Genomic DNA, 21124 nt, shown 5'->3' on the forward strand with positions numbered 1-21124 from the left:
GGGGCGGGGTGCCGGCGACAGCGATGCGGCGGCGGGTGCGACCCCGGGGTCGTCACCGGCCCACGTGGGACCGGCACCGGGGTGCCGCACGGGCATGGCGGTGCCGTTTCGGGCACGCCACACCTGGGCGTCCGTATCCGCGCGCTGTCTCCCATCCGGACTGTCTGGGCCGGTCCGTGCCGTGGTGGCACGATCTGGCCCAACCGTCGGCCCTGGATTTTCACCAGGTCCACCGGGCGTCGTGTCGACGACCGGGTCGCGGGCTGACCACGACTGGTGCCGTGGATCACCGCCGGTTCGGAATTTCACCGAGTCCCGCCAGCGCGTGGTGGGTGCTGATTCCGAGTCTTACACGGATCCCGGTAGCCTCGGCCAGGGACGCGGCGGACATCACAACTGTCGGATAGCTGACAGATTCCGGCGGTGGAGAAGGGATTCCCAGCTCAGCTGGGGGACAACCGGCGGTCGACCGCGATGTACGACCCGGGCTGACTCTTGGCCACCGACTTCATCTCGTTGGCCACGGTGATGATCTCGCGGGGTTCACTGAACCGACGGGGACCGGCCGACACCGCGACCCCCACCGAGAGGGTGACCAACGCCGCCTTCTGCAGGTTGCCGCGCCGGTCCTTGACCTCGACGTAGCCGCGTGCGGCGTCGCCCGGATCGTAGAGCTCGTCGGCGGCCTTCTCGAAGTCGAGGATCGCCTTCTCGATGATCGGCCGCACCTGCTCCGGCGCGCAGACCACCACGAAGTCGTCGCCGCCGATGTGGCCGAGGAAGGCCGGCGGCAGCCCCACCGACACCACCGCCCGGTGCATGCACCGGGCCAGGGTGGAGATGAACTCGTCGCCGCGGCCGAACCCGTACACGTCGTTGACGCTCTTGAACCGGTCGATGTCGACGTACCCGACGGCGTAGTCGGCGCCGCTGCGGACCCGGTCGGTGATCTCCCGGCTGACCCGGGTGTTGCCCGGCAGGCCGGTCAGCGGCGACACCTCGCGGTACTCGCGGTTACGCCGCAACGTGGAGGTCACCCGGGCGATGAGCTCCGAGGTGTCGAAGGGCTTGACCAGGTAGTCGTCGGCGCCGGCGGTCAGCCCGTTGACCTTGTCGGCGGTCATCCCCTTCGCGGTGAGCATGATGATCGGCAGCGCGGCGGTCATCGGGTCCGCGCGCAGCTTGCGGGTCAGCTCCAGACCGGTGATGCGGGGCATCATCAGGTCGACCACCGCCAGGTCGGGGCGGTGCCGTTCGATGACCTCGATCGCCTCCTGACCGTCGTGGGCCAGAATCACGTCGAACCCGTGCAACCGCAGGTTGACCTCGACGAACCGGGCGATGTCGACATCGTCGTCGACGACCAGGATCAGATCGGGCCGGGGCTCGGCCCCGTCGGGGCTCACCACCGTGGCGCGGTCCGCTCGGCGGTCCGGCGGAGTCTGCGTACCGCTTCGGCGGGGTCGGCCGCGCCGTAGACGGCGGTGCCGGCGACGAAGGCGTCGGCACCGGCGGCGGCGGCCTGCTCGATGGTGTCGGCGGCGATCCCGCCGTCGACCTCGATCCGCAGCTCCAGGTGGCCGCTGGCCACGTGCCGACGGGCGGTGCGGACCTTGTCGAGCATCTCGGGGATGAACCGCTGCCCGCCGAACCCGGCCTTGATCGTCATGATCAGCAAAGTGTCGAAGCTGGGCAGCAGGTCGAGATAGTCGTCGACCGGGGTGTCCCGGTCGATCGCCAACCCGGCCTTGGCCCCGGCCGACCGCAGCTCCTTGGCCAGCGCGACCGGGTCGTCGCACGCCTCGGCGTGGAACGTCACGTTGTACGCCCCGGCGTCGGCGTAGCCCGGTGCCCAGCGACGCGGGTCGGTGATCATCAGGTGCACGTCAAACGGCAACGTGGTGGCCGGCAGCAGACTCTGCACGACCGGCAGGCCGATCGTGAGGTTCGGCACGAAGTGGTTGTCCATCACGTCGACGTGCAGCCAGTCGGCCGCCCCCTCGACCGCGTGCGCCTCGTCGGCCAGGCGGGAGAAGTCTGCGGCCAGGATGCTGGGTGCGATGATCGGCGCTGGTGCGGTCACCGCGCCAGTCTACGAACGTGAGCAAGCGTTCCACATCCGCCACCGCGGATCGGCTCCGATTGTCCGCATATCGGGACAACTCAGGCATCGGGTCGTCGTGTCAGGCCGGACCCGCGCGGGTCGACGGACAGCCCTCCACCCGCAGTCGCCGCCGTTGCCGCAGTGAATCCCTCCTTCCCGAAGATTGACCACGATCAAGACATATCACAACAAATCCAAGAAATTTCCCAGAAGAATCGTCAACCATCGATCTATTGGGCCGCAAGAGGCGGCCCGGGATCGAGGAGCAAGCCATGCTGTCGCACCGCACCGGCATGATCGACGACGCACCGCCGCGCACCAGCGGCCCGACCGTGCCGACCATCCGCCCGCTGTCGACCGATGGTTGGCAGGGGCCGCTGCTGCACCACCTGCCACCCCGGGACCGCCAGTTGTTCCGCCAGTTCGGGCAGGGCCCGACGGTCGCCGCGGCGCCGCCGGGGATTCATCTCGCGGTGCGACGCTGGGCGGCCACCACACCGGACGCGATCGCGGCCGAACACCTCGGCACCACCATCAGCTACCGCGAACTGGACCGCCAGGCCGACCGGCTCGCCCACCGGCTGATCGCCCTGGGTGTGCGCACCACGGACGCGGTCGGCGTCTTCGCCAGCAGGTCGATCCCGATGCTGGTGGCCATCCTGGCCAGTCTGAAGGCCGGCGCGGCATACGTGCCGCAGGACGTGCGGATCACACCCGTCGGACAGCTGCGGCAGATCGCGTCGACCGCCCGGTGCCGGGTCGTCCTCACCACCGCCGACGCGATGCACCGGACACCGCACCTGCCGGCGGTGCCCCGGATCGCGGTCGACGAGCTGATGGCCCAGCCGGTGCCACCGGTGCCCCCGGCGCGACCGTCCCGGCCGGTGCGGGCCGACGACGGCTGCTACATCCTGTTCACCTCCGGCACCACCGGACGGCCCAACGGGGTCACCGTGACGCACGGCAACGTGGCCAACATCGTGCTGACCTCCCCCGGGGACCTGGGCATCCAGCCGGGATGGCGGGTGGCGCAGCTGCTCAACGTGGCGTTCGACATGGCGGCCTGGGAGATCCTCGGCTGCCTCAGCCACGGTGCGACGCTGCTGATCCGCGACCGCGACCTCACCGCCACCGCCGCCCGCTGTGACGTCGTCATCGCCACCCCCACCGTGCTGGGCCGCATCGACCTGGCCCGGTGCGACCGGGTCAAGGTGGTGGCGGTCGCCGGCGAGCCGTGTCCGCGGCCGCTGGCCGACCGGTGGTCCGCCGGCCGGACCTTCTACAACTGCTGCGGGCCCACCGAGACGACCATCGTCAACACGATGCACCGGCACCACCCGGCGGCCGACCGGCTCACCATCGGCCGGCCCACCCCTAACAACACCGTCTACGTGCTCGACGCCGACGGCCGGCCGTGCCGCATCGGCGAGGTCGGCGAGATGTGGGCCGGCGGTGACTGCGTCTCGGCCGGGTACCTGGACGACCCGGAGCTCACCGCGCAGCGGTACGCACCCGACCCGTTCCTCGGCGGCGGCCGGCTGATGTTCCGTACCCGTGATCTCGGCCGCTGGACCGCCGACGGCGAACTGGAGCACCTGGGCCGCACCGACGACCAGGTGAAGGTCCGCGGCTTCCGGGTCGAGCTGGACTCGGTCTCCGCCGTGCTGGAGACCGTGCCGGGTTGCCGGCACGCGGTCACCCTCAAGCTCTCCGACCGTGAACTGGTCTCCTTCGTGACCCCCGCCGAGGTGGATCCCGTGCGGTGCCGCGACGCGGTCGCCGCCGCACTGCCCTACTACTGCGTGCCGGCGGCCGTGCACCCGCTGCCCGAGTTGCCGATCACCGGACGGGGCAAGGTGGACCGGGCCGCTCTGCACCGGCTGGCCACCGGGGCACAGCGGTGAGCGCCGTCTCGACCCGACGGTCACCGACGGCACCGTCCACCGGTGAACCGACGCCCGGCACGACGCTGCCACCGGTCCTGCCCGGGTGGCGTGGGCTGCTCGCCCACCCCCGGCTCATGCACCATCACCGGCTGGTCGCGACGGTGCTCGCCGGCAACCTCGCGCTGCTGGGGTACGGCGCCAGCGCCGGCTGGTGGGCCGGGCCGAACGGGGTGCCGGCGCTGGGCGCGGCGGCCCTGGCCAACGTGGCGCTGGCGGTCCTGGTCCGCCAGCAGTACGTGATCAACCTGCTGTTCCGGCTCGCCACCTGGGCGCCGGTCAGCTGGCCGCTGCGGGTCCGCGCGAGCCTGGCGAAGGTGTACCACTTCGGCGGCCTGCACGTAGGCGCGGCGCTGGCCGGCACCGCCTGGTTCCTGGGGCAGTTGTCGGCCATGACCGTCCATGGCGGGCCCGGCGGTACGGCGGCGCTGCTGACCGCCTACGCGGTGGCCGTCCTGCTGCTGGGGATGGTGGCCACCGCGCTGCCGCCGGTCCGGTCGGCGCACCACGACCTGTTCGAACGGGTCCACCGCTTCGGCGGCTGGGCGGCGCTGGCGCTGCTGTGGGCGCAGACCGCACTGGTGGCCGGCTCCCCCGCCGACCTGGCCGGCACACCCCAGGCCTGGATACTGGCCGTGCTGACGGTCAGCGTCGCGCTGCCCTGGCTGCGGCTGCGCCGGGTCGCCGTCGAGGTGGTCCGCCCGTCCTCGCACGTCGCACTGGTCCACTTCGACCACGGCGTGACACCGTTTCCCGGATCGTCCACCCCGGTCAGCCGCAGCCCACTGCGGCAGTGGCACTCGTTCGCCAACGTACCGGCGCCCGGGCGCGGCGGCTTCCGGCTGGCGGTGTCCCGGGCCGGCGACTGGACCGGGCAGTTCATCGACGACGCACCGGAGCAGGTGTGGATCCGGGGCATCCCCACCGCGGGGGTGGCCAACATCGAGACGCTGTTCCGCCGGGTGGTGTACGTGGCCACCGGCAGCGGCATCGGCCCGGTCCTGCCGCACCTGCTGGCCGGGCACGTGCCGGCCCGGCTGGTGTGGGCGGCCCGCCGGCACCGGGAGACGTTCGGCGACGAGTTGGTGGCCGAGATCCTCGCCAGCAGCGCCGACGCCGTGCTGTGGGACACCGACCGCGACGGCAAGCCGGACATGCTCGCGCTGGCGTACCGGGCGTACGTCGAGTTCGACGCCGAAGCTGTCATCTGCATATCCAACCGCCGGCTGACCTGGCAGGTGGTGCACGGGCTGGAACGGCGCGGAATTCCGGCGTACGGCGCCATCTGGGATTCCTGACCGCGACGCGAGCAAGGGAGAGTCCGGATGAACATCACGATTGACAAGGCCGACCGGGTGGTCACGGTGACCCTGTGCCGCCCGCAGGTACGCAACGCGCTGGACACCGCGACGGTGGACGAGCTGGTGGCGGCGCTGTCTCCGCTGGACCGCGACCCCGGGGTGGGTTGTTTCGTCGTCACCGGCTCGGCGCCGGCGTTCGCGGCCGGCGCCGACATCCGGGAGATGGCCGGTAAGTCGTTCCTCGACGTCGCGTCGACCGACCACTTCGCCGGCTGGGACGCGTTCGCCGCGCTGCGCACCCCGAAGATCGCCGCGGTGGCCGGGTACGCACTCGGCGGTGGCTGCGAGCTGGCCATGATGTGCGACCTGATCTTCGCGGCCGAGGACGCCCGCTTCGGCCAGCCGGAGCTGAGCCTCGGGGTGATGCCCGGAATGGGCGGCACCCAGCGGCTGACCCGGCTGGTGGGTCGGGCGCGGGCGATGGACCTGATCCTGACCGGCCGGCAGGTCGACGCCGTGGAGGCGGAGCGGTTCGGTCTGGTGTCGCGGGTGGTGCCGGCGGACCGGCTGCTCGCCGAGGCGCAGGCCGCGGCGGCCACCATCGCGGCCCGGAGCAAGTTGGCGACGCAGCTGGCCCGCGAGGCGGTCGCCCAGGCCGAGGAGGTCGGCCTGAGCGCCGGCGTGCTGTTCGAGCGCCGGGTCTTCCACAGCCTGTTCGCCACCGGGGACCAACGCGAGGGCATGGCGGCGTTCGTCGACAAGCGACCGGCCCGGTTCACCGGGCGCTGACGGCGACGGGGCGGCCGGTCGGCCGGGGGCGTGCCACCGCCTCCGGTCGACCGGCCGGGTCACAGGGTGCCGATCTGGTACCCGAGCCCGTGCACCGTCCGCACGACGCCGTCGCCGAGTTTGCGGCGCAGGTAGTGCACGTAGGTATCCACTGTGGTCGGGGAACGACCGGCGCCGAACACCCGGTGGCGCAGCTGTCCCCGGCTGTGCACCGTCCGGGGATGGGTGGCCAGCAGCCGGATCAGCGCGAACTCCCGGGCGCTGAGCGCGACCTGGTGGCCGTCGGGCAGGCGTACCCGGCGTTGGGCCAGATCGAGCTGCGCCGCACCGATCGGGACCAGCTCGGCGGTGTCGAACCGACGGCGGGTCAGTGCCCGGACCCGGGCTCTGAACTCGGCCACGTCGAACGGCCTGACCAGGTAGTCGTCGGCACCGGCGTCCAGGCCACGGACCCGTTCGGCCGGATCGGCCAGGGTGCTGACCAGCAGCACCCGGGCGGCGACCGCGCGGCGACGTAACCGCCCGACCAGGTCCATACCGTCGATCACCGGCAGCCGCCGGGCGAGGACGATCACCTGGTACCGCTGGCACAGCGCAAGATGCAGGCCCTGCTGGCCGTCGCGGGCCAGGTCGATCCGGTAGCCGTCGACGCGCAGCGGCGCGACGAGCGTGCCGGCGACGTCCGGATCGTTCTCGACGACGAGCAGGTGGCCGCTCGTCCCGCCGGGCAGGTCGTCCATGGAGACATGTTCGCATCGAAACATCGAATAGTTAACCCGTCAAAATTCGACCCGACAACAGTCAAAACTTGAACTATTCCAGTCTGGGCCTTCCCGGACGACGACCCCGCACGTGCGGCCACACCATCTCTCCATCCTCGACAGAGCTAAGTGGGCATTCGTTACCTAACCGACATCACGGAACATTCTCCCCGCAACTCAGAAACGACCTCAAGGACCACAATTGTCAAAACAAATTGTTGTTTGTAGTGGAGTCGCCACCTTCGGTAAGGTGATCACCGCAGGGCGGACAGAAACCAAGAATCCATGATCACATGACCCACCGACAGCTTCTTTGCGCTCAGGAAACAATCTGAAACGACAGCGACATCAGCCTGACACAAATCGGTGACAATGCGATGATCACCGAGTATTCACTGCCAACCCACCACCCCAGCAGCGACCCCGACCCGGGAAGGCGCGTCGCCATGTCCTCCGACCAACGCGGCCACGTCACCACCGCAGCCAGGGAGATTCCCACCATTCGATTAGGCAGCGGAGTCGGCGGCACCCTCGCCTTCAAACGCGACCAGATCACCTTCCTGCGGCGCGGCATCGACCGGTACGGCGACATCTTCCGGTTCCGGCCGCTGGGCATCCCGATGGTGCTGGTCAACCACCCTGACTACATCCGGCACGTCCTCGTCGACGAGGGGGAGAAATACGACAAGAACGCCGTACTGTCCAAAGTGGTCCGACCGGTCCTGCGTAAGGGCCTCATCGCGAATCCCGACATGGAACTGTGGCGGCGACAACGGCGGATGATGGCACCGCACTTCACACCCCGTACGGTTGCCACGTTCACCCGCAACATGACAGATGAAACCGAGCAGATGCTTGACCGGTGGGAGCGGAACTACGGCCCCGGTGGCACCATCGACGTGACAGACGAGATCGGTCAGCTCGCACTGCGAATCGTCAACCGGTCACTGTTCAGTGCCGAGGTCGGCGCCAGCGCACAGGCGTTCGAACGCGCATTCGGCGAGGCCAACGCGATTCTCGGGGCGTTCTTCCGTTTCCCGTTCCCACCGCTGACCGTACCGATCCGCCGGCACCGCCGGCTGCACGCCGCGATCGCCACCATGGACGACTTCGTCTCCACCTTCATCCAGCGGCGACTGCACGTACAACCGCCGGACACCGCAGCGGACGCCGGGACGGCCACTGGATCGGCCACCGGCGCGGACCCGGCCGGGCAGTCGGAGCCCACCGACCTGCTGACCTTGCTGCTGCACACCGTTGACGTCGAGGACGGCAACGGCATGGACCTGGAGCAGCTGCACCACGAGGTGCTCAACATCTGCATCGGCGCCTACGAGACCACCACCAACACCCTGTCCTGGGCGTTCTACCTGCTCGCCCGGCACCCGCAGGCCGAGGCACGACTGCACGCCGAGGTCGACACCGTCCTCGCCGGACGGCTGCCGACCGTCGACGACCTGTCCCGGTTGCCGTACACCCGGATGGTCGCCGACGAGACACTGCGCATCTACTCACCGGCGTACCAGTTCATGCGCCGGGCCAGCGCCGACGACGTGATCGACGGCTACCGGGTGCCGGCCGGCACCAACATGCTGATCAACAGCTACTTCCTGCACCGCCACCCGGACTTCTGGGACGACCCGGAACGCTTCGACCCGCTGCGCTTCACCCCCGAGCGGATCGCCCGCCGCCCGAAACACGCCTACGTGCCGTTCGGCAGCGGCCACCGGGTCTGCATCGGCAAGCACTTCGCCCTCGCCGAACTGGTGCTGGTGCTGGCCACCGTGGCCAGCCGGTACCGGCTGGTGGCACCGCCCGGCGCCCCCGAGGTACGGCCCGAAGCCCTGATCACCCTGCACCCCCACGGCGGGGTCCATCTCACCTTGGAGCGCCGGTGACCCTCGATCCCGTCCAGCAGACCCTCGACCGGTTCCCGTACCAGGTCAACCCGCACGTCGCCGAGGCCCGCGCCCACCTGACCGAGTGGGTACGCGACACCGGCCTGGTGCTGCGCGACAGCGCCCGTGCCCGCTTCGACCACGCCGACTTCGGCTGGTTCGCGGCCATGGTCTACCCCCGCGCCGACGCCCGGCACGCCGAGCTGACCGCCGACTGGTTCGCCTGGCTGTTCCTGGTCGACGACCAGCTCGACGACGGCGCGGACGGGCGCGACCCGCAACAGCTGGCCGAGGTGATGGCCGCGATGCGGGCGGTGCTGACCGCCGCCGACCACGGTGCCGCGCTCGCCCGACGCCGCGACGTGCCCCGGGCGGTGTCGTCGCTGGCCGACCTGTGGCAGCGGACCGCTCCGGACGCCTCGCCCCGCTGGCGACAGCGGTTCGTCCGGCACCTGCAGGAGTGCCTGACCACCGCCGCCACCTGGGAGGCCGGCAACCGGCTCGCCGGCATCGTGCCCGACGAGGCGACCTACATCGCCAACCGCCGGCACACCGGGGCGATCTACGTCTGCATGGACCTGATCGAGATCGTCGAACGGATCGACGTACCCGACGTCGTCCACGACAGCCCGCCGGTGCGGACCGCGCTCGACGCCGCCTGCAACGTGGTCTGCTGGACCAACGACGTCTACTCGTTGGACAAGGAACGCTCCCTCGGCGAGGTGCACAACCTGGCGTACATCGTGCAGCACCACCACGGGCTGGACCGGGACGCGGCGGTGGACCGGGTCGTGCGGGCGATCAGGGCCGAGACCGCGCTGTTCCTGTCCGTCGAAGCGGCGGCGCTGGCCGACCACCCCCGGCACGCGGCGGTGCTGGTGCCGTACCTGGCCGGGATGCGCAGCTGGATGCGGGGCAACGTCGACTGGTCCGCCCGGACCCGCCGCTACCGCCCGGCCGGGTCGGTCGACGCCGCCGCACCGCCGGCCGAGTACCTGGAGGCGGCCCTGCTCGGGAGCCAGCATTGACCGCGGCGGCCACCACGCCACGTGACGTCCGGGCCCGGCTGGCGACCGCGCGGTCGCTGCTCGAACCCCCACTGCGCCACGCGGTACGCCGCCTCGCCACCCCGGTGCGCACCGTCGCCGAGTACCACTTCGGCTGGTGCGACGCCGCCGGTGACCCCACCGACGCAGGCTGGGGCAAAGGGCTGCGGGGCGGGCTGACCCTGGCCGCCGCCGACGCGGTCGGCGGGTCGGCCGCGTCGGCGGTGCCGGCGGCGGTCGCGGTCGAACTCGTGCACAACTTCACCCTGCTGCACGACGACGTGATGGACCACGACCAGGTCCGCCGGGGCCGGCCCACCGCCGGCGCGGCGTTCGGTGACGCGCAGGCCATCCTGGCCGGCGACGCGCTGCTCGCGCTGGCCCTCGACACGGTACGCGGGCGGCCGGCCGCCACGGCGGAGGTGTGCCGGGCGCTGCTGGACCTGGTGAGCGGGCAGAGCGCCGACGTGGCGTTCGAGTCCCGTACCACGGTGGGGTTGGATGCCTGCCTGACGATGGCGGCCGGCAAGACCGCGGCGCTGATCGCGGCCGCCTGCGCCCTCGGCGCACTCAGCGCCGACGCCGACGCCGACGCCGACCGGGTCGACGGGCTGCGCGGCTACGGCCACCACCTCGGGATGGCGTTCCAGTTGACCGACGACCTGCTCGGCATCTGGGGCGACCCGGCGGTGACCGGCAAGCCGGTCGACGCCGACCTGCGGCGGCGTAAGAAGTCACTGCCGGTGGTGTACGCGTTGACCAGCGGCACCGCCGCCGGGGCCGAGCTGGCGTCGCTGTACGCGATCCCGGGCGCGTCGACCGACACCCAGGTACGCCGCGCGACGCAGCTGGTCGAGCAGGCCGGTGGCCGTGACTGGGCCCGGCAGGAGGCCGACCGGCACCGGCTCGACGCGCTGGCCTGCCTGGCGGCGGCCCGTCCGGGCCGGGACGGCGCGGCGGTGCTCGCCGGTTTCGCGGACCTTGCCACCACCCGCGACCATTGACCCGACGGGGCGATGCCGTAGGCTCGCCGGCCGGGCCACGGCGACGGAGGGCAGGCAGGGCATGGCGCGACAGTGGATCGTCGGGTCCGGCAACGGACGACGAGCTGTGCTGGCCACGGCGCTGACGCTGACGGTGGCGACCGTCGCCGGGTGCGGACAACTGCCGGACGGAGTGGACGGTGACCTGACCGGTGGGTGGACTCCACTCGCCGAGCCGGTCCCGTTCGTGCCCGAGGCCGGTGTCTGCCACAACCGGGAAACGACCTCCGGTGCCATGGTCGATTACATCCCGATCGACTGCACCCAGATGCACCTGCTGGAGATCGTGCACGTCGGCGAGTTCACCGGGGAGCACGCCGCGGCCGACACCGCGCCGGAGCCTGGGTCGGCCGCCCGGCTCGCCGCCCGCGCCGAGTGCGATCAGCGGGTCACGGAGTTCATCGGCGGCTCCTGGCGGTCCGGGACGCTGCGGCTGGTGGTGGTCACCCCGTCGCAGCAGGCCTGGGACGGCGGTGCCCGGTGGTTGCGCTGCGACCTCGGGGAGACCCAGGGCACCGACTTCGACAACATCATCTTCCGGTCGGTCACCCTTGCGGGTGTGCTGGCCGACGCCGAGAGTTCGGTGCCGCTGCGCTGCTTCGACTCGGCGTCCGTCGCCAGCGACGGCGAACTGCTCGTCGAGCGCGTCGACTGCGACGCACCGCACCAGTCCGAGTTCGCCGGGACGTACGTCGAGGACAAGCTCAGCCACCAGGAGGTACGGTCGAACGCCGACGAGGTGCACCGCCGGTGCAAGACGGTGGTGGCCGGGTTCGCGAAGGTGCCGGATGACGGTGACCTGCAGTACCGGGTCGGCACCGTCTACAGCTACCCCGCCGCGTCGGACTGGGCCGACGGTGACCGGACCATCCGCTGCTACGCCTGGCGGGCCGATCCGCTGCTGACCCGGTCGGTGCGCGCCGGCGGCACCAGCGCTCTGCCGGTGCAGTACGCGTGACGCGGCGGCAGACTCCCGCGCCGGTGCGGGCCCGACTGGCGGCGTTGCTGACCGCCGCCGCACTGTCCGTGGTGGCCGGCTGCGCACCGCCGCCGTTGGAAGGCGTCGACGGTGACCTCGCCGACGGGTGGGCCGGGTTCGACACACCGACCGTCTTCGTCCCGGCGAACTACGTCTGCCATCGCAGCGAGGCGGTCTCCGGCAGCGCCCAACGCTACGAGCCGGTCGACTGCGACCGGCTGCACCGGGCCGAGACGGTGCACGTGGGCACCTTCACCGGTGCCGACGCGGAGCTGACGATCGTACCGGCGCCCGCAACGCCGACCCGGGTCTCGGCGCGTGCCGAGTGCGGCACCCGCTCCGCCGAGTTCCTCGGGCAGTCGCTGCAGCACGGCCGGCTCACCCTCCGGGTGGTGGTGCCGACGCAGCAGGCCTGGAACGCCGGGGCGCGCTGGTTCCGGTGCGACCTGGCCGAGATCAGCAGCGTGTTCCTCGGCCAGGTGGTGCCGCGCACCGGGAGCCTGCGTGGCGCCCTGACCGGCGAGTCGCCGCTGGCGCTGGGCTGCCACGAGCCGATCTGGAACATCAACGACTATCTCGCGGCCATCGATCCGGTAGCGTGCAGCGAGCCGCACTACAGCGAGTTCGTCGGCGCCTACGCGGAAAGCGACGCCTTCGACTACGACGATTTCAACGTCGAGGACGACACCGTCCACGAACGGTGCCTCCAGTTGATCGCGCGTTACGCGGCACTGCCGGTCGACGACGATCTGGCGAACCGGGTCGGCACGCTCTACTTCGAGCCGAGCCGGCAGGAGTGGGTCGACGGAGACCGTCAGGTCCGCTGCTTCCTGTACCTGTGGGACTCCCATCCGCCGCTCACCCGGTCGGCGAGGAACGGCGGACCCGACCTGCTGCCGGTGGTGTCCTGACCCGGTGCGGGCCTGGTACGTTCCGTCCAGTGCCTGCTCAGCGCGGCAGCGTGATCGACATGGCGTGGTGGAACAGGTCACGCGGATCCCAACGGGCCTTGACCCGCTGGAGCCTGCGGTAGTTGTCCTTGTAGTACAGGGTGTGCCACGGCACTCCGGAGGTGTTCCATCGCGGGTCGGTGGTGTCGACGTCCGGGTAGTTGATGTACGAGCCGTCGTTCACGCTGCTCGGGACCGGCACACCGCCGGTGTCGGCGTACATCGCGGCGTACCACCGCCGGACCCAGTCCAGGTTCGCCTGCTCGCGGTCCGGGTCGGTCCAGATGACGACGTACACCGCTTTCATGATGCTGTCCCGCTGGGGCATGGCGGTCGCGTCCGGTGCCACGGCGTTGACCTTGCCGCCGTACGACACCAGCAGCAGCATCGCGGTCTCGTTCTGGTGGTCCGCGCTGGTCAGGTAGGTGTAGGCGGTGGCGATCTGCGCGTCGGTGAAGCTCTTGCGCAGGTAGGCCGCCTTCAGCTTGTGCATCCCGGCCTCGTCGGCCTGGCCTAGTGACTGGGCCTTCACCCCGGCCAGCCACGGCAGCCGGCGGGGCGGCTGGACCGTGATCGTGCCCGGTACGCCGTCGGTGACCTCGGCGACGTGGTCGCGGAGCAGCCGGTCGGCGTCGGGCAGGGTGCCGTCCAGGGCGGTCACCATGGCGAACGCGCCGGGGTCCGCGCCGGGGTTGCGGCGGGTGATCGGCAGCAGGCTGAAGAGACTGTCGTACGGGGAGTCGGGCGCGCTGTGGCGCTCGTGCCATTGCCCGTAGTTGCGCAGCAGCCGGTGGAACGACTCCTCGGTCATCGCGTCCCAGCTCCACGCGATCGTCGTCTCCAGCGTCACGGCGGGTGGCCTCGGCAGCAGCCGGGTGGGATCGTCGCCGGTGGCTTCGGGGGTGCGCATCCAGTACCGGGTGACCACTCCGAAGTTCCCGCCCCCGCCCCCGGTGTGCGCCCACCACAGGTCACGATTGGCGTCATCCGGTTCGCGGGTCGCCACGACCGCCCGCGCCCGGCCTGCGCGGTCCACGACGACGACCTCCACCGCGTACAGGTAGTCGACCACTGAACCCAGCTGCCGCGACAGCGCGCCGTACCCGCCGCCCTGGATGTGCCCGCCCGCCGCGACGCCGCCGCACTGGCCGCCGGGAATGGTGACGCCCCAGCCGAGGTAGAGCCGCTCGTACACCGTCCAGAGGCTGGCACCTGGCTCGATCATGAACGCGGTGCGGCGCCGGTCGAACGTGACCTGCCGCATCGCGGACATGTCGATGACGACCTCCGCGCCGGCACCGACGAAGTTCTCGTAGCAGTGCCCGCCGCTGCGCACGGTCACCCGCTTGCCGGCACGCACCGCGTCCTGCACCGCCCGCACCACCTGCTCGGTGGTGGTGGGCAGCCGGAACGATCCGGGCCGTGGGAAGAAGCGCTCGTTCGTCCGGCGCAGCACCAGGTCCTCGTAGCGGGGGTCGTCCGGCAGGATCACCGGAGACTCCCGTACGCCCTCTTTGGACGGCACCCCCGCTGCCGCCGGAGCGCCGGTCAGCATCACACCTCCCAGCGCCGCAGCGCCGGCGATCAGTCCACGACGGGTCGGACCAGACATGCCTTCTCCGATCTGGAACAGATGTGCCGTACGAAGCGATGCTTGCACCGTCCGCGCGGCGAATCGTCGTCCGAACGCAGGCGGGCCGCTACCGCGATCGCGGTAGCCGCGACTGGCGCCGGTGTCGTACCCTCGCCGCCTGTGCTGGCGGACATCGAGCTGGCGGACGTGGAGGCAGTCGGATCGTGACACAACGGCGAGGCGGTGGCCGGTCGCCGGCCCTGGCGGCACTGGCGGCGCTGCTCACAGTCTTGTCCCTGCTCGTGACAGCCGGCTGCGCGCCCCCGCCTGAGGGCATCGACGGTGACCTGGCTGACGGCTGGGCCAGCTTCGGCGAGCCGACTCTGTTCACCCCGCAGGCCGGCACCTGCCACCGCGACAAGGCCACCTCCGGCAGCGTCAGGTACTACCTGCCGGTGGACTGCACGCGGCTGCACCGGTTCGAGACGGTGCATGTCGGGACCTTCACCGGGGCCGCCGCACGGCGGACGACCACCCCGGTCGGTTTCGATCAAACGTATGAAGCGGCCCTGGAGGAGTGCGAGACACGCGCCGCCGAGTTTCTCGGCGACATCTGGCAGCACGGGCTGATCAAGTTGACCGTGGTGATGCCGACGCAGACCGCCTGGAGCAACGGGGCTCGCTGGTTCCGCTGCGATCTGGCCGAGGTCAGCGGCGTGATGACTCCCATCAAGGTGACCCCGCGGACCGGGAGCCTACGCGGCGCGCTGGCCGGCGATGCTCCGCTCCGGTTGGGCTGCTACCAAACGCCGTTGGACAGCGACGGCTATGTCGCGGCGATGGAACCGGTCGACTGCCGCGTGCCGCATCACAGCGAGTTCGTCGGATCGGTCGACCGGCGAACTCTACCGACTGTCGACCTCGACACCACTGGGACCGAGTCGGACATGCTGCATCAGCGATGTCTGCAGCTGGTCGCCGAATACGCGGAGCTGCCGGTCGACGACGACCTGCCCAACCGGATCGGCACGGTCTGGTTCGACATTGAGGACAGGTTCAGATGGGACGGCGACCCACGGGTGCGGTGTTTCCTGTACATGGCGGATTCGTTTACCCTGCTGACCGAGTCGGCCAAGGGCGGCGGGCCTGAGCTGCTGCCGGTCCGGTGACCTGGCCCCTCAGGCGCAACCGCCAACAGGCCGCACACGATGAGTACCGGTGGCCCGCTGACGTCGCAGTACCTGTCGGGGGTCACGCTCAAGGTGCGGGGTATGGCAGCCGGAGGTCGGCCCGGTCTTCTACGTCGGGCTGCGGCACCGTCCTTGCGCCACCCACCCGCTCTGACCGCCGTACCGGTCAGTACAGCCAGATGAGGTCCAGCTCGTCGATGGTGGTGCCGACGTAGACCTCGGCCAGGAAGCGACGCATCAGGCTGCCCGGGTCGGCGGCGTCCTCGATCTGGATCAGCACGCCACGTCCGTGGGCGACGACCGCGTCGAGCACGAGACGTTCGATCTTCTCGGCGTTGACCGGGCCGGGCCGGCAGCCGCACGGTGCGCCGTACGCCCGGCCGCTGAGCGTCTGCAGGCAGGCGAGCCGACGGTCGCAGCCGGCACAGGTCAGCAGTCCGTCGAGCGGAAACTCGGACCGGCCCGCGCGGTCGACGCGGGACACGCCGGTCGGCGGTACGTGTCCGTCGTTGGCGGTGCGCTCACTCATGTTCGCAAACCTCCGTCATGAGATACCGGATTCCATGAATTGACCCCTGTGGCGGACCACATTTCCAGCCCGCGTACGGCAGACTCAATCGTGGACGCCGGCTCGTCTCCACTGTGATGTGGCGAATTCGGCGACCGACCCGACCAGCGGTTCCGTTGTGAAACATTGGCGCGGGTGCTGGGTGTGGCGACGAGAGGAAGGTGAAGCGATGCCGGTCACCGGACCGACTGTGGTGCGCCGTCAGCTGGGGCGACGACTGCGCCGGCTGCGGGAGGAGTCGTCCCGCACCGAGCAGGAGGTGGAGCGGGCGAAGGTCTGTTCGCGTACGACGTTGTGGCGCATCGAGACCGGCAAGTTTCCGGTCAAGATGAACACCGTTCGCGGGTTGTGCTGGTTCTACGGTGCCGATCCGGAGACGACAGACGCGCTGACCCGACTCGCCGCCGCCAGTGATGATCACGGGTGGTGGGAGTCGCACGGCGACGCCGTACCGGATTGGTTCCGCCTGTACGTCGGCCTCGAAGCCGCCGCCACCGAGATCCACAACTACAACCCGGAGTTGATTCACGGCCTGCTTCAGACGCCGGACTACATGCGCGCCGTCTTCCGCGCCGCCGACCCGCAGGCATCCGACCAGCAGATCGAACGCCAGGTCTCACCACGGCTGGATCGGCAGATCTCCTACTACGACCGCGAGCAGCCGGCTCGGATCGTGGCGGTCCTCGGTGCCGGCGCGCTGGTCCGCGAGGTCGGCGGCCCAGCGGTGATGGCCGAGCAACGCGCCCACCTGGCCAGTCTGGGTCGACGGGTCCGGGTCGAGGTCCGCGTCCTGCCCTGGTCCGCCGGTGCACACGCCGCGATGGTCAGCCCGTTCACTCTGCTGGACTTCGCCGACCCGGACGACCCGGACATCGCCTACGTGGAGTCCCATGTGGGCGCTCGTTACCTGGAGCGCCCGGAGGAGTTGGCGGAGTACCGTCGAATTTTCCGGCTGATCCGTGAGCAGTCGGTCCCGATCGAGGAGCATCTGCGATGAAGCCCGACACCCCCTGGTTCACCTCCAGCCGCAGCGGTGGCAACGGCGGCGAGTGCGTCGAGGCCCGCCGGCACGCCGGCCAGGCCGAGGTACGCGACAGCAAGGACCGCACCGGCCCCACCCTCACCTTCACCACCCGCCAGTGGGGCACCTTCACCACCGCCCTACAAACCGGCACCCTCCCCCACTGACACCTCTCCCGGCACGGGGCACGGTCTGCCGGCTCACTGGGTCCAGACCGTGCCCCGTGCCTGGTATTCGAGGGCTTCCTCGACGCGGATGGCGACGTCCGCGCCCAGCAGACGCTTCACCAGGTGCAGCCCCAGATCCAGGCCGGAAGTGATGCCGGCGGCGGTGACGAGGTCGCCGTCGTCGACGACACGGGCGTTCTTGACGATGCCGCCGCGCGAGGCCAGCTGCTGCTTCGCGACGGTGTGCGTTGTGCAGGGACGGCCATCGACCAAGCCGGCCACGGCAAGGAGCACCGCGCCGGTGCACAACGACGACATGATGAGCCTCGGCCGGGGAGCCGCCGCGAGTGCGCTGGGCAGCGCCCCGTCTTCGATCTCCGCCCAGATGCCGGGCTCGCCGGGTCGACCACCACCGGGCACGATGATCACGTCAGCTGTCTCGGGCTGCCAACCGTGCTTGACCCGTACCTCGGTGCCGAACGCTGCGGTGACCAGGCGTGGCCAACCGTGCACCATGTAGTTGACGTCGATCTCCCGCTCGCTGTACCACCCAGCCAGCGAGAACACTTCCTTCGGGGCGATGAAGTCCTGCTCCTCGACACCATCGAACATTACGATCCGTACCCGCAAGGGTCTGTTGGTGTCACGCGGCGGCGCGGCCGTCGCCGCAGCCGCAACCGGTCCGCCGGCCAGCGCTCCGACGCCCACCGCCGCCCCACCCGTCAACATCGCCCGTCGCTTCATCTACGTCCTTCCGTCACCAATGCCAGCTGATAGATAGTCGGCGATAAAACCGTGCTGGTTCCGGGTGACGCACGGGAAGGATCCTTTGGTTCAGCCGAAGCTGGCCGCCAGGAACGCTCCGAGGCCGAGCAGCGCCAACGGCAGCGCCGTGGCGAGGCTGAAGATCCGGTTGCGGGTGGTCCGACCAGCCAGGACGATCACCAGTACGCCGAGCACCGCACGGGCCACGACATGCGGAATCGTCTCGCTGCCTTGACATCCTCGCCGCCCGGAAGGACGGCGATTCCAGCCACGCTGCGCGTGACACGCGCGGCGTTCCGGTGGGTTACCGTTTCACCGCGCGGTACCGGGACGAGTCCCGGTCCTACCCGCGCTCGACGGTCGTTGAAGTCCGCCTGCCCGGCGGCCTTGATGTTGATGGCGGCGTTGACGTCCCGGTCATGGTGACTGCCACAGGCGCAGTCCCACGCTCGAACGTCGAGCGCCGTCTTCTCGTCGACGCGTGCGCAGTCGGAGCACATCCGGGTGGACGGGAAGAACCGGTCCATCCGGCCGAACGTCCGCCCGTGCCGCGCGGCCTTGTACTCCAACATGCTGGTGAAGCTGGCCCACCCGGCGTCACGAACGCCGAACCGTCCCGGTTAGGCACTGCTCGGGCCTTGGCGACCCTCCCAGTGCGGGCTTCACCGCCCAGCCGAAGGCCGGAGCACTGGCCCGCATTCCGGTAGCTACGGACGTCCGGGTGGGCCGGCATGCGCGCGTGCCTGTGCACTTCAGCTGTGCGCTTCGCCTTGGGCCGGTAGTGGAGGAGGATGTGCGGGTGCCGGTGCCACGAGTCCTGGTCGTCGACGACGACGCGCAGATCCGCGAGTTACTCGAGTCGACCCTGCGGTTCGCCGGCTGGGAGGTGCACGCCGTGCCCGACGCCGCTACGGCGTTGGTGCGCCTGACCGGCCAGGAGTTCGATGTTGTCGTGCTCGATGTGATGATGCCTGGCCTTGATGGGTTCGAGACCGTCCGGCTGCTGCGCGGCCGGGGCAAGACCACGCCGGTGCTGTTCCTGACCGCGCGGCAGGAGGTGGAGGACCGGATCCAGGGGCTGCGGCTCGGCGCCGACGACTATGTCACCAAGCCGTTCAGCGTTGCCGAGGTCGTCGCCCGGCTGGAGGCGCTGGTGCGACGGACGGCGGGCACCGACGTGCCGTCCAAGGACAACCGGCTGCTGCTCGCCGACCTGGCCGTCGACCTCGATGCTCACCTGGTTACTCGTGCGGGGCGGCCGGTGCACTTGTCGCCGACCGAGTTCCGGCTGCTTGTCTTTCTACTCAACAATGCGGGGCGGGTGCTGTCCAAGAGCCAGATCCTGCAGCACGTGTGGGGGTATGACTTCGGTGGGGACGCCAACGTCGTCGAGCGGTTCGTCGCCAATCTTCGCCGCAAGATCGATGACGGTGCGTCCGTGCCGCTGATCCACACCGTGCGTGGTTTCGGGTACGCGGTGAGGGAGCCCCGGTGAGGGTGCGGCGGCCCGTGCGGCCGCTGTCGATCCGTCGCCGGCTCCTGGTCCATCTGCTCGTCCTGCTGCTCGTCGGGCTGGTCGGCGGTCCTGCCCTGACCTCGTTGTTCCTGCAGCGCTACCTCGCCGAGCGGGCCGAGGAGCGGCTGTGGAACATCAACGCCTCCGTCGGCGGGATCCTCAGCGGACGTGACCGGGTGGTGATCGAGCCGGACGCGTTGCCCGCCTTCGCCGGCGTGGTCGTGGTCGGTCTGGACATGAGCGGCCGGCCGGCGTTCACATTCGACCGGCTCCAAGATGGCCCACCACCACCGGCGGGCGACCTCGTCGCAGCTACCCGCGACCTGCCGATCGGGGAACCCGCCGACCTGACCGCTGGGGGCCGTACGTTCCTGGTGGCCCGTGCCCGGGCCACGGGACTGGTCGTGGAGTCCGGCGACGGCACGTCGATCCCGCTCGGGTTCCTTGTCGTCGCCGTCGACCGGACCGACGACGTGGCGGTGATCGTCCGCCTGCGGCGGACCGGGTTCGGGTTCGCCGTCGCCGCGTTGATCGTGCTGGGGTCGGTGGCCGCGTTGAGCCTGCGTCGCGGCCTGCGCCCGCTGGAACGGATGGCTGAGGCCGCCGACCAGATCGCCGGAGGCGCCGGGGACCACGACTTCGGCGATCTCGCCCACGGCTCCGGTACCGAGACGGTCCGGCTGGCCGCGGCCCTGACCGAGGCGTTCGAAGCCCGGCGCCGCGCCGAGCAGGCCCTGCGCTCGTTCGTGGCCGACGCCTCGCACGAACTGCGCACCCCGCTCACCGGCATCAGCGGCTGGCTCGACCTATACGTGCAGGGCGGCCTGGAGGACCGCGACGACCTGGACCGGGCGATGGGCCGGATGGAGGCCGGGGTGGGCCGGATGCGCCTGCTCGTCGAGGATCTGGCCCTGCTCGCCCGGATGGACGCCGGGCGGCCGCTCGCCGCCGAACCGGTCCCCCTGCTGCCCCTGCTGGAAGGCGTCATCGAGGACGCGCGCGTGATCAAGCCGGACCGGGCGATCACCCTGCAGGCGGCCGGACCGGTCACCGTGCTCGGCGACGCACCGCGGCTGGAGCAGGTGTTCCGCAACCTCGTCGGCAACGCCGTCCAGCACACCCCGGCCGGCACGCCCGTCGAACTGGCCGTCGGCCCCGCCGCCCGCAGCGAGGTCGCCGTCGAGGTCGTCGACCACGGACCGGGCATCGCCGAGCACGACCTGGCCCGGGTGTTCGACCGGTTCTACCGAGTCGACGCCGGCCGGTCCCGGGACGGATCCGGCTCCGGGCTGGGGTTGTCCATCGTCCGAGCCCTGGTGACCGCGCAGGGCGGCGAGGTCACCGGCCGGTCGGTGGTCGGCGAGGGCACCACGATCACCGTCCGGCTCCCGGTCGCGGCACCCACAGCGCTGCCGTCAGCCAACCATCAGGTTCCCGGCAGGGGCTCGTCAGGGTCCGGATAGGCGCACCGTCAGCTCATGCCGGTCGACTGGACGGCGAGCGGGCATCC

20 protein-coding genes, 1 pseudogene and 1 riboswitch are annotated in these 21124 nt (G+C 70.7%); of the genes and pseudogenes, 13 read left to right on the plus strand and 8 right to left on the minus strand.

The annotated features are described in order from the left end of the window. Positions 1 to 139: 139 nt before the first annotated feature. Positions 140 to 327, minus strand: a riboswitch (FMN riboswitch). Between the two features lie 116 nt (positions 328 to 443). Both ACN28F_RS02330 and rpe read right to left on the minus strand, forming a co-directional pair. Then, entirely contained in the window at positions 444 to 1406 is a 963-nt protein-coding gene (locus ACN28F_RS02330; RefSeq protein WP_289210992.1) for a GGDEF domain-containing response regulator, read from the minus strand. Continuing rightward, on the minus strand, positions 1403 to 2083 hold the full coding sequence (gene rpe / locus ACN28F_RS02335; RefSeq protein WP_421356918.1) for a ribulose-phosphate 3-epimerase: 681 nt from the start codon (positions 2081 to 2083) through the stop codon (positions 1403 to 1405). Before rpe ends, ACN28F_RS02330 begins: the two co-directional genes overlap by 4 nt. A 293-nt stretch (positions 2084 to 2376) precedes the next feature. Between rpe and ACN28F_RS02340 the strand changes: the two genes are divergently transcribed. Genes ACN28F_RS02340 through ACN28F_RS02350 form a run of 3 tightly spaced genes read left to right on the plus strand, consistent with a single transcriptional unit; the run spans position 2377 to position 6137 of the window. Then, a complete protein-coding gene (locus tag ACN28F_RS02340) occupies positions 2377 to 4008 on the plus strand; it encodes an amino acid adenylation domain-containing protein (RefSeq protein ID WP_421356919.1) in 1632 nt (543 codons plus the stop codon). Continuing rightward, the gene (locus tag ACN28F_RS02345) at positions 4005 to 5345 is read left to right on the plus strand and encodes a hypothetical protein (protein ID WP_421356920.1); all 1341 of its coding nucleotides are present in this window, start codon (positions 4005 to 4007) and stop codon (positions 5343 to 5345) included. The genes ACN28F_RS02340 and ACN28F_RS02345 overlap by 4 nt, the downstream gene beginning before the upstream one ends. A 27-nt stretch (positions 5346 to 5372) precedes the next feature. Next, the gene (locus ACN28F_RS02350) at positions 5373 to 6137 is read left to right on the plus strand and encodes an enoyl-CoA hydratase-related protein (RefSeq protein WP_421356921.1); all 765 of its coding nucleotides are present in this window, start codon (positions 5373 to 5375) and stop codon (positions 6135 to 6137) included. Positions 6138 to 6196: 59 nt separating this feature from the next. On the opposite strand, the gene ACN28F_RS02355 is transcribed toward ACN28F_RS02350, so the two are convergent. Continuing rightward, the gene (locus ACN28F_RS02355; RefSeq protein ID WP_289206492.1) at positions 6197 to 6877 is read right to left on the minus strand and encodes a response regulator transcription factor; all 681 of its coding nucleotides are present in this window, start codon (positions 6875 to 6877) and stop codon (positions 6197 to 6199) included. A 467-nt stretch (positions 6878 to 7344) separates the two neighbouring features. Between ACN28F_RS02355 and ACN28F_RS02360 the strand changes: the two genes are divergently transcribed. From ACN28F_RS02360 to ACN28F_RS02380, 5 genes are all read left to right on the plus strand, one after another. Beyond that, a complete protein-coding gene (locus tag ACN28F_RS02360) occupies positions 7345 to 8796 on the plus strand; it encodes a cytochrome P450 (RefSeq protein WP_421356922.1) in 1452 nt (483 codons plus the stop codon). Beyond that, the gene (locus tag ACN28F_RS02365) at positions 8793 to 9824 is read left to right on the plus strand and encodes a terpene synthase family protein (RefSeq protein ID WP_421356923.1); all 1032 of its coding nucleotides are present in this window, start codon (positions 8793 to 8795) and stop codon (positions 9822 to 9824) included. Before ACN28F_RS02360 ends, ACN28F_RS02365 begins: the two co-directional genes overlap by 4 nt. Beyond that, on the plus strand, positions 9821 to 10846 hold the full coding sequence (locus tag ACN28F_RS02370; protein ID WP_421356924.1) for a polyprenyl synthetase family protein: 1026 nt from the start codon (positions 9821 to 9823) through the stop codon (positions 10844 to 10846). The genes ACN28F_RS02365 and ACN28F_RS02370 overlap by 4 nt, the downstream gene beginning before the upstream one ends. 61 nt (positions 10847 to 10907) lie before the next feature. After that, complete coding sequence (locus ACN28F_RS02375) at positions 10908 to 11843, plus strand: septum formation family protein (RefSeq protein WP_421356925.1); 936 nt, start codon at positions 10908 to 10910, stop codon at positions 11841 to 11843. Further along, on the plus strand, positions 11840 to 12775 hold the full coding sequence (locus tag ACN28F_RS02380; protein WP_289206497.1) for a septum formation family protein: 936 nt from the start codon (positions 11840 to 11842) through the stop codon (positions 12773 to 12775). Before ACN28F_RS02375 ends, ACN28F_RS02380 begins: the two co-directional genes overlap by 4 nt. Positions 12776 to 12812: 37 nt before the next feature. Here ACN28F_RS02380 and ACN28F_RS02385 read toward each other — a convergent pair whose 3' ends face one another. Continuing rightward, the gene (locus tag ACN28F_RS02385) at positions 12813 to 14426 is read right to left on the minus strand and encodes an FAD-binding oxidoreductase (protein WP_421356926.1); all 1614 of its coding nucleotides are present in this window, start codon (positions 14424 to 14426) and stop codon (positions 12813 to 12815) included. Positions 14427 to 14611: 185 nt separating this feature from the next. Between ACN28F_RS02385 and ACN28F_RS02390 the strand changes: the two genes are divergently transcribed. Further along, positions 14612 to 15556, plus strand: coding sequence for a septum formation family protein (locus ACN28F_RS02390; protein WP_289206499.1), 945 nt, complete (start codon positions 14612 to 14614; stop codon positions 15554 to 15556). A 187-nt stretch (positions 15557 to 15743) separates the two neighbouring features. Here ACN28F_RS02390 and ACN28F_RS02395 read toward each other — a convergent pair whose 3' ends face one another. Then, on the minus strand, positions 15744 to 16106 hold the full coding sequence (locus tag ACN28F_RS02395) for a hypothetical protein (RefSeq protein WP_289206500.1): 363 nt from the start codon (positions 16104 to 16106) through the stop codon (positions 15744 to 15746). A gap of 208 nt (positions 16107 to 16314) precedes the next feature. Here ACN28F_RS02395 and ACN28F_RS02400 point away from each other — a divergent pair, with 208 nt between their 5' ends. Together ACN28F_RS02400 and ACN28F_RS02405 are read left to right on the plus strand one after the other, a co-directional pair. Then, positions 16315 to 17142, plus strand: a complete 828-nt coding sequence (locus tag ACN28F_RS02400; RefSeq protein ID WP_289206501.1) for a DUF5753 domain-containing protein — start codon at positions 16315 to 16317, stop codon at positions 17140 to 17142. Further along, positions 17139 to 17333 carry a DUF397 domain-containing protein gene (locus ACN28F_RS02405; RefSeq protein ID WP_289206502.1) on the plus strand — a complete coding sequence of 65 codons (195 nt, stop codon included), beginning with the start codon at positions 17139 to 17141 and terminating at the stop codon, positions 17331 to 17333. Before ACN28F_RS02400 ends, ACN28F_RS02405 begins: the two co-directional genes overlap by 4 nt. A gap of 33 nt (positions 17334 to 17366) precedes the next feature. Here ACN28F_RS02405 and ACN28F_RS02410 read toward each other — a convergent pair whose 3' ends face one another. The 3 genes and pseudogenes from ACN28F_RS02410 to ACN28F_RS02420 all read right to left on the minus strand — a co-directional run. Beyond that, positions 17367 to 18077: a DJ-1/PfpI family protein gene (locus ACN28F_RS02410; protein WP_421356927.1), complete on the minus strand. Its 711-nt coding sequence runs from the start codon at positions 18075 to 18077 to the stop codon at positions 17367 to 17369. Positions 18078 to 18167: 90 nt separating this feature from the next. Continuing rightward, positions 18168 to 18305: a hypothetical protein gene (locus ACN28F_RS02415; RefSeq protein WP_289206504.1), complete on the minus strand. Its 138-nt coding sequence runs from the start codon at positions 18303 to 18305 to the stop codon at positions 18168 to 18170. Beyond that, positions 18275 to 18676, minus strand: a pseudogene (locus ACN28F_RS02420) (zinc ribbon domain-containing protein); the annotation flags it as partial. The gene ACN28F_RS02415 and the pseudogene ACN28F_RS02420, both read right to left, overlap by 31 nt. Positions 18677 to 18879: 203 nt before the next feature. On the opposite strand from ACN28F_RS02420, the gene ACN28F_RS02425 reads away from it, so the two are divergent. Together ACN28F_RS02425 and ACN28F_RS02430 are read left to right on the plus strand one after the other, a co-directional pair. After that, positions 18880 to 19593: a response regulator transcription factor gene (locus ACN28F_RS02425; protein ID WP_421361229.1), complete on the plus strand. Its 714-nt coding sequence runs from the start codon at positions 18880 to 18882 to the stop codon at positions 19591 to 19593. Positions 19594 to 19595: 2 nt separating this feature from the next. Beyond that, positions 19596 to 21077 carry a sensor histidine kinase gene (locus ACN28F_RS02430; protein WP_289206505.1) on the plus strand — a complete coding sequence of 494 codons (1482 nt, stop codon included), beginning with the start codon at positions 19596 to 19598 and terminating at the stop codon, positions 21075 to 21077. Positions 21078 to 21124: the final 47 nt, after the last annotated feature.

Origin of the sequence: Solwaraspora sp. WMMA2101 (assembly GCF_049179175.1) — a bacterium.
In the GTDB taxonomy this organism is placed as follows: domain Bacteria; phylum Actinomycetota; class Actinomycetes; order Mycobacteriales; family Micromonosporaceae; genus Micromonospora_E.

Excerpts from the sequence above, each read along its gene's own strand:
- ACN28F_RS02410 (WP_421356927.1), bottom strand. The coding sequence starts at position 18,077 with ATGAAGCGACGGGCGATGTTGACGGGTGGGGCGGCGGTGGGCGTCGGA.
- ACN28F_RS02350 (WP_421356921.1), top strand. The coding sequence starts at position 5,373 with ATGAACATCACGATTGACAAGGCCGACCGGGTGGTCACGGTGACCCTG.
- ACN28F_RS02385 (WP_421356926.1), bottom strand. The coding sequence starts at position 14,426 with ATGTCTGGTCCGACCCGTCGTGGACTGATCGCCGGCGCTGCGGCGCTG.
- ACN28F_RS02340 (WP_421356919.1), top strand. The coding sequence starts at position 2,377 with ATGCTGTCGCACCGCACCGGCATGATCGACGACGCACCGCCGCGCACC.
- ACN28F_RS02405 (WP_289206502.1), top strand. The coding sequence starts at position 17,139 with ATGAAGCCCGACACCCCCTGGTTCACCTCCAGCCGCAGCGGTGGCAAC.
- ACN28F_RS02360 (WP_421356922.1), top strand. The coding sequence starts at position 7,345 with ATGTCCTCCGACCAACGCGGCCACGTCACCACCGCAGCCAGGGAGATT.
- ACN28F_RS02400 (WP_289206501.1), top strand. The coding sequence starts at position 16,315 with ATGCCGGTCACCGGACCGACTGTGGTGCGCCGTCAGCTGGGGCGACGA.
- ACN28F_RS02375 (WP_421356925.1), top strand. The coding sequence starts at position 10,908 with ATGGCGCGACAGTGGATCGTCGGGTCCGGCAACGGACGACGAGCTGTG.
- ACN28F_RS02355 (WP_289206492.1), bottom strand. The coding sequence starts at position 6,877 with ATGGACGACCTGCCCGGCGGGACGAGCGGCCACCTGCTCGTCGTCGAG.
- ACN28F_RS02395 (WP_289206500.1), bottom strand. The coding sequence starts at position 16,106 with ATGAGTGAGCGCACCGCCAACGACGGACACGTACCGCCGACCGGCGTG.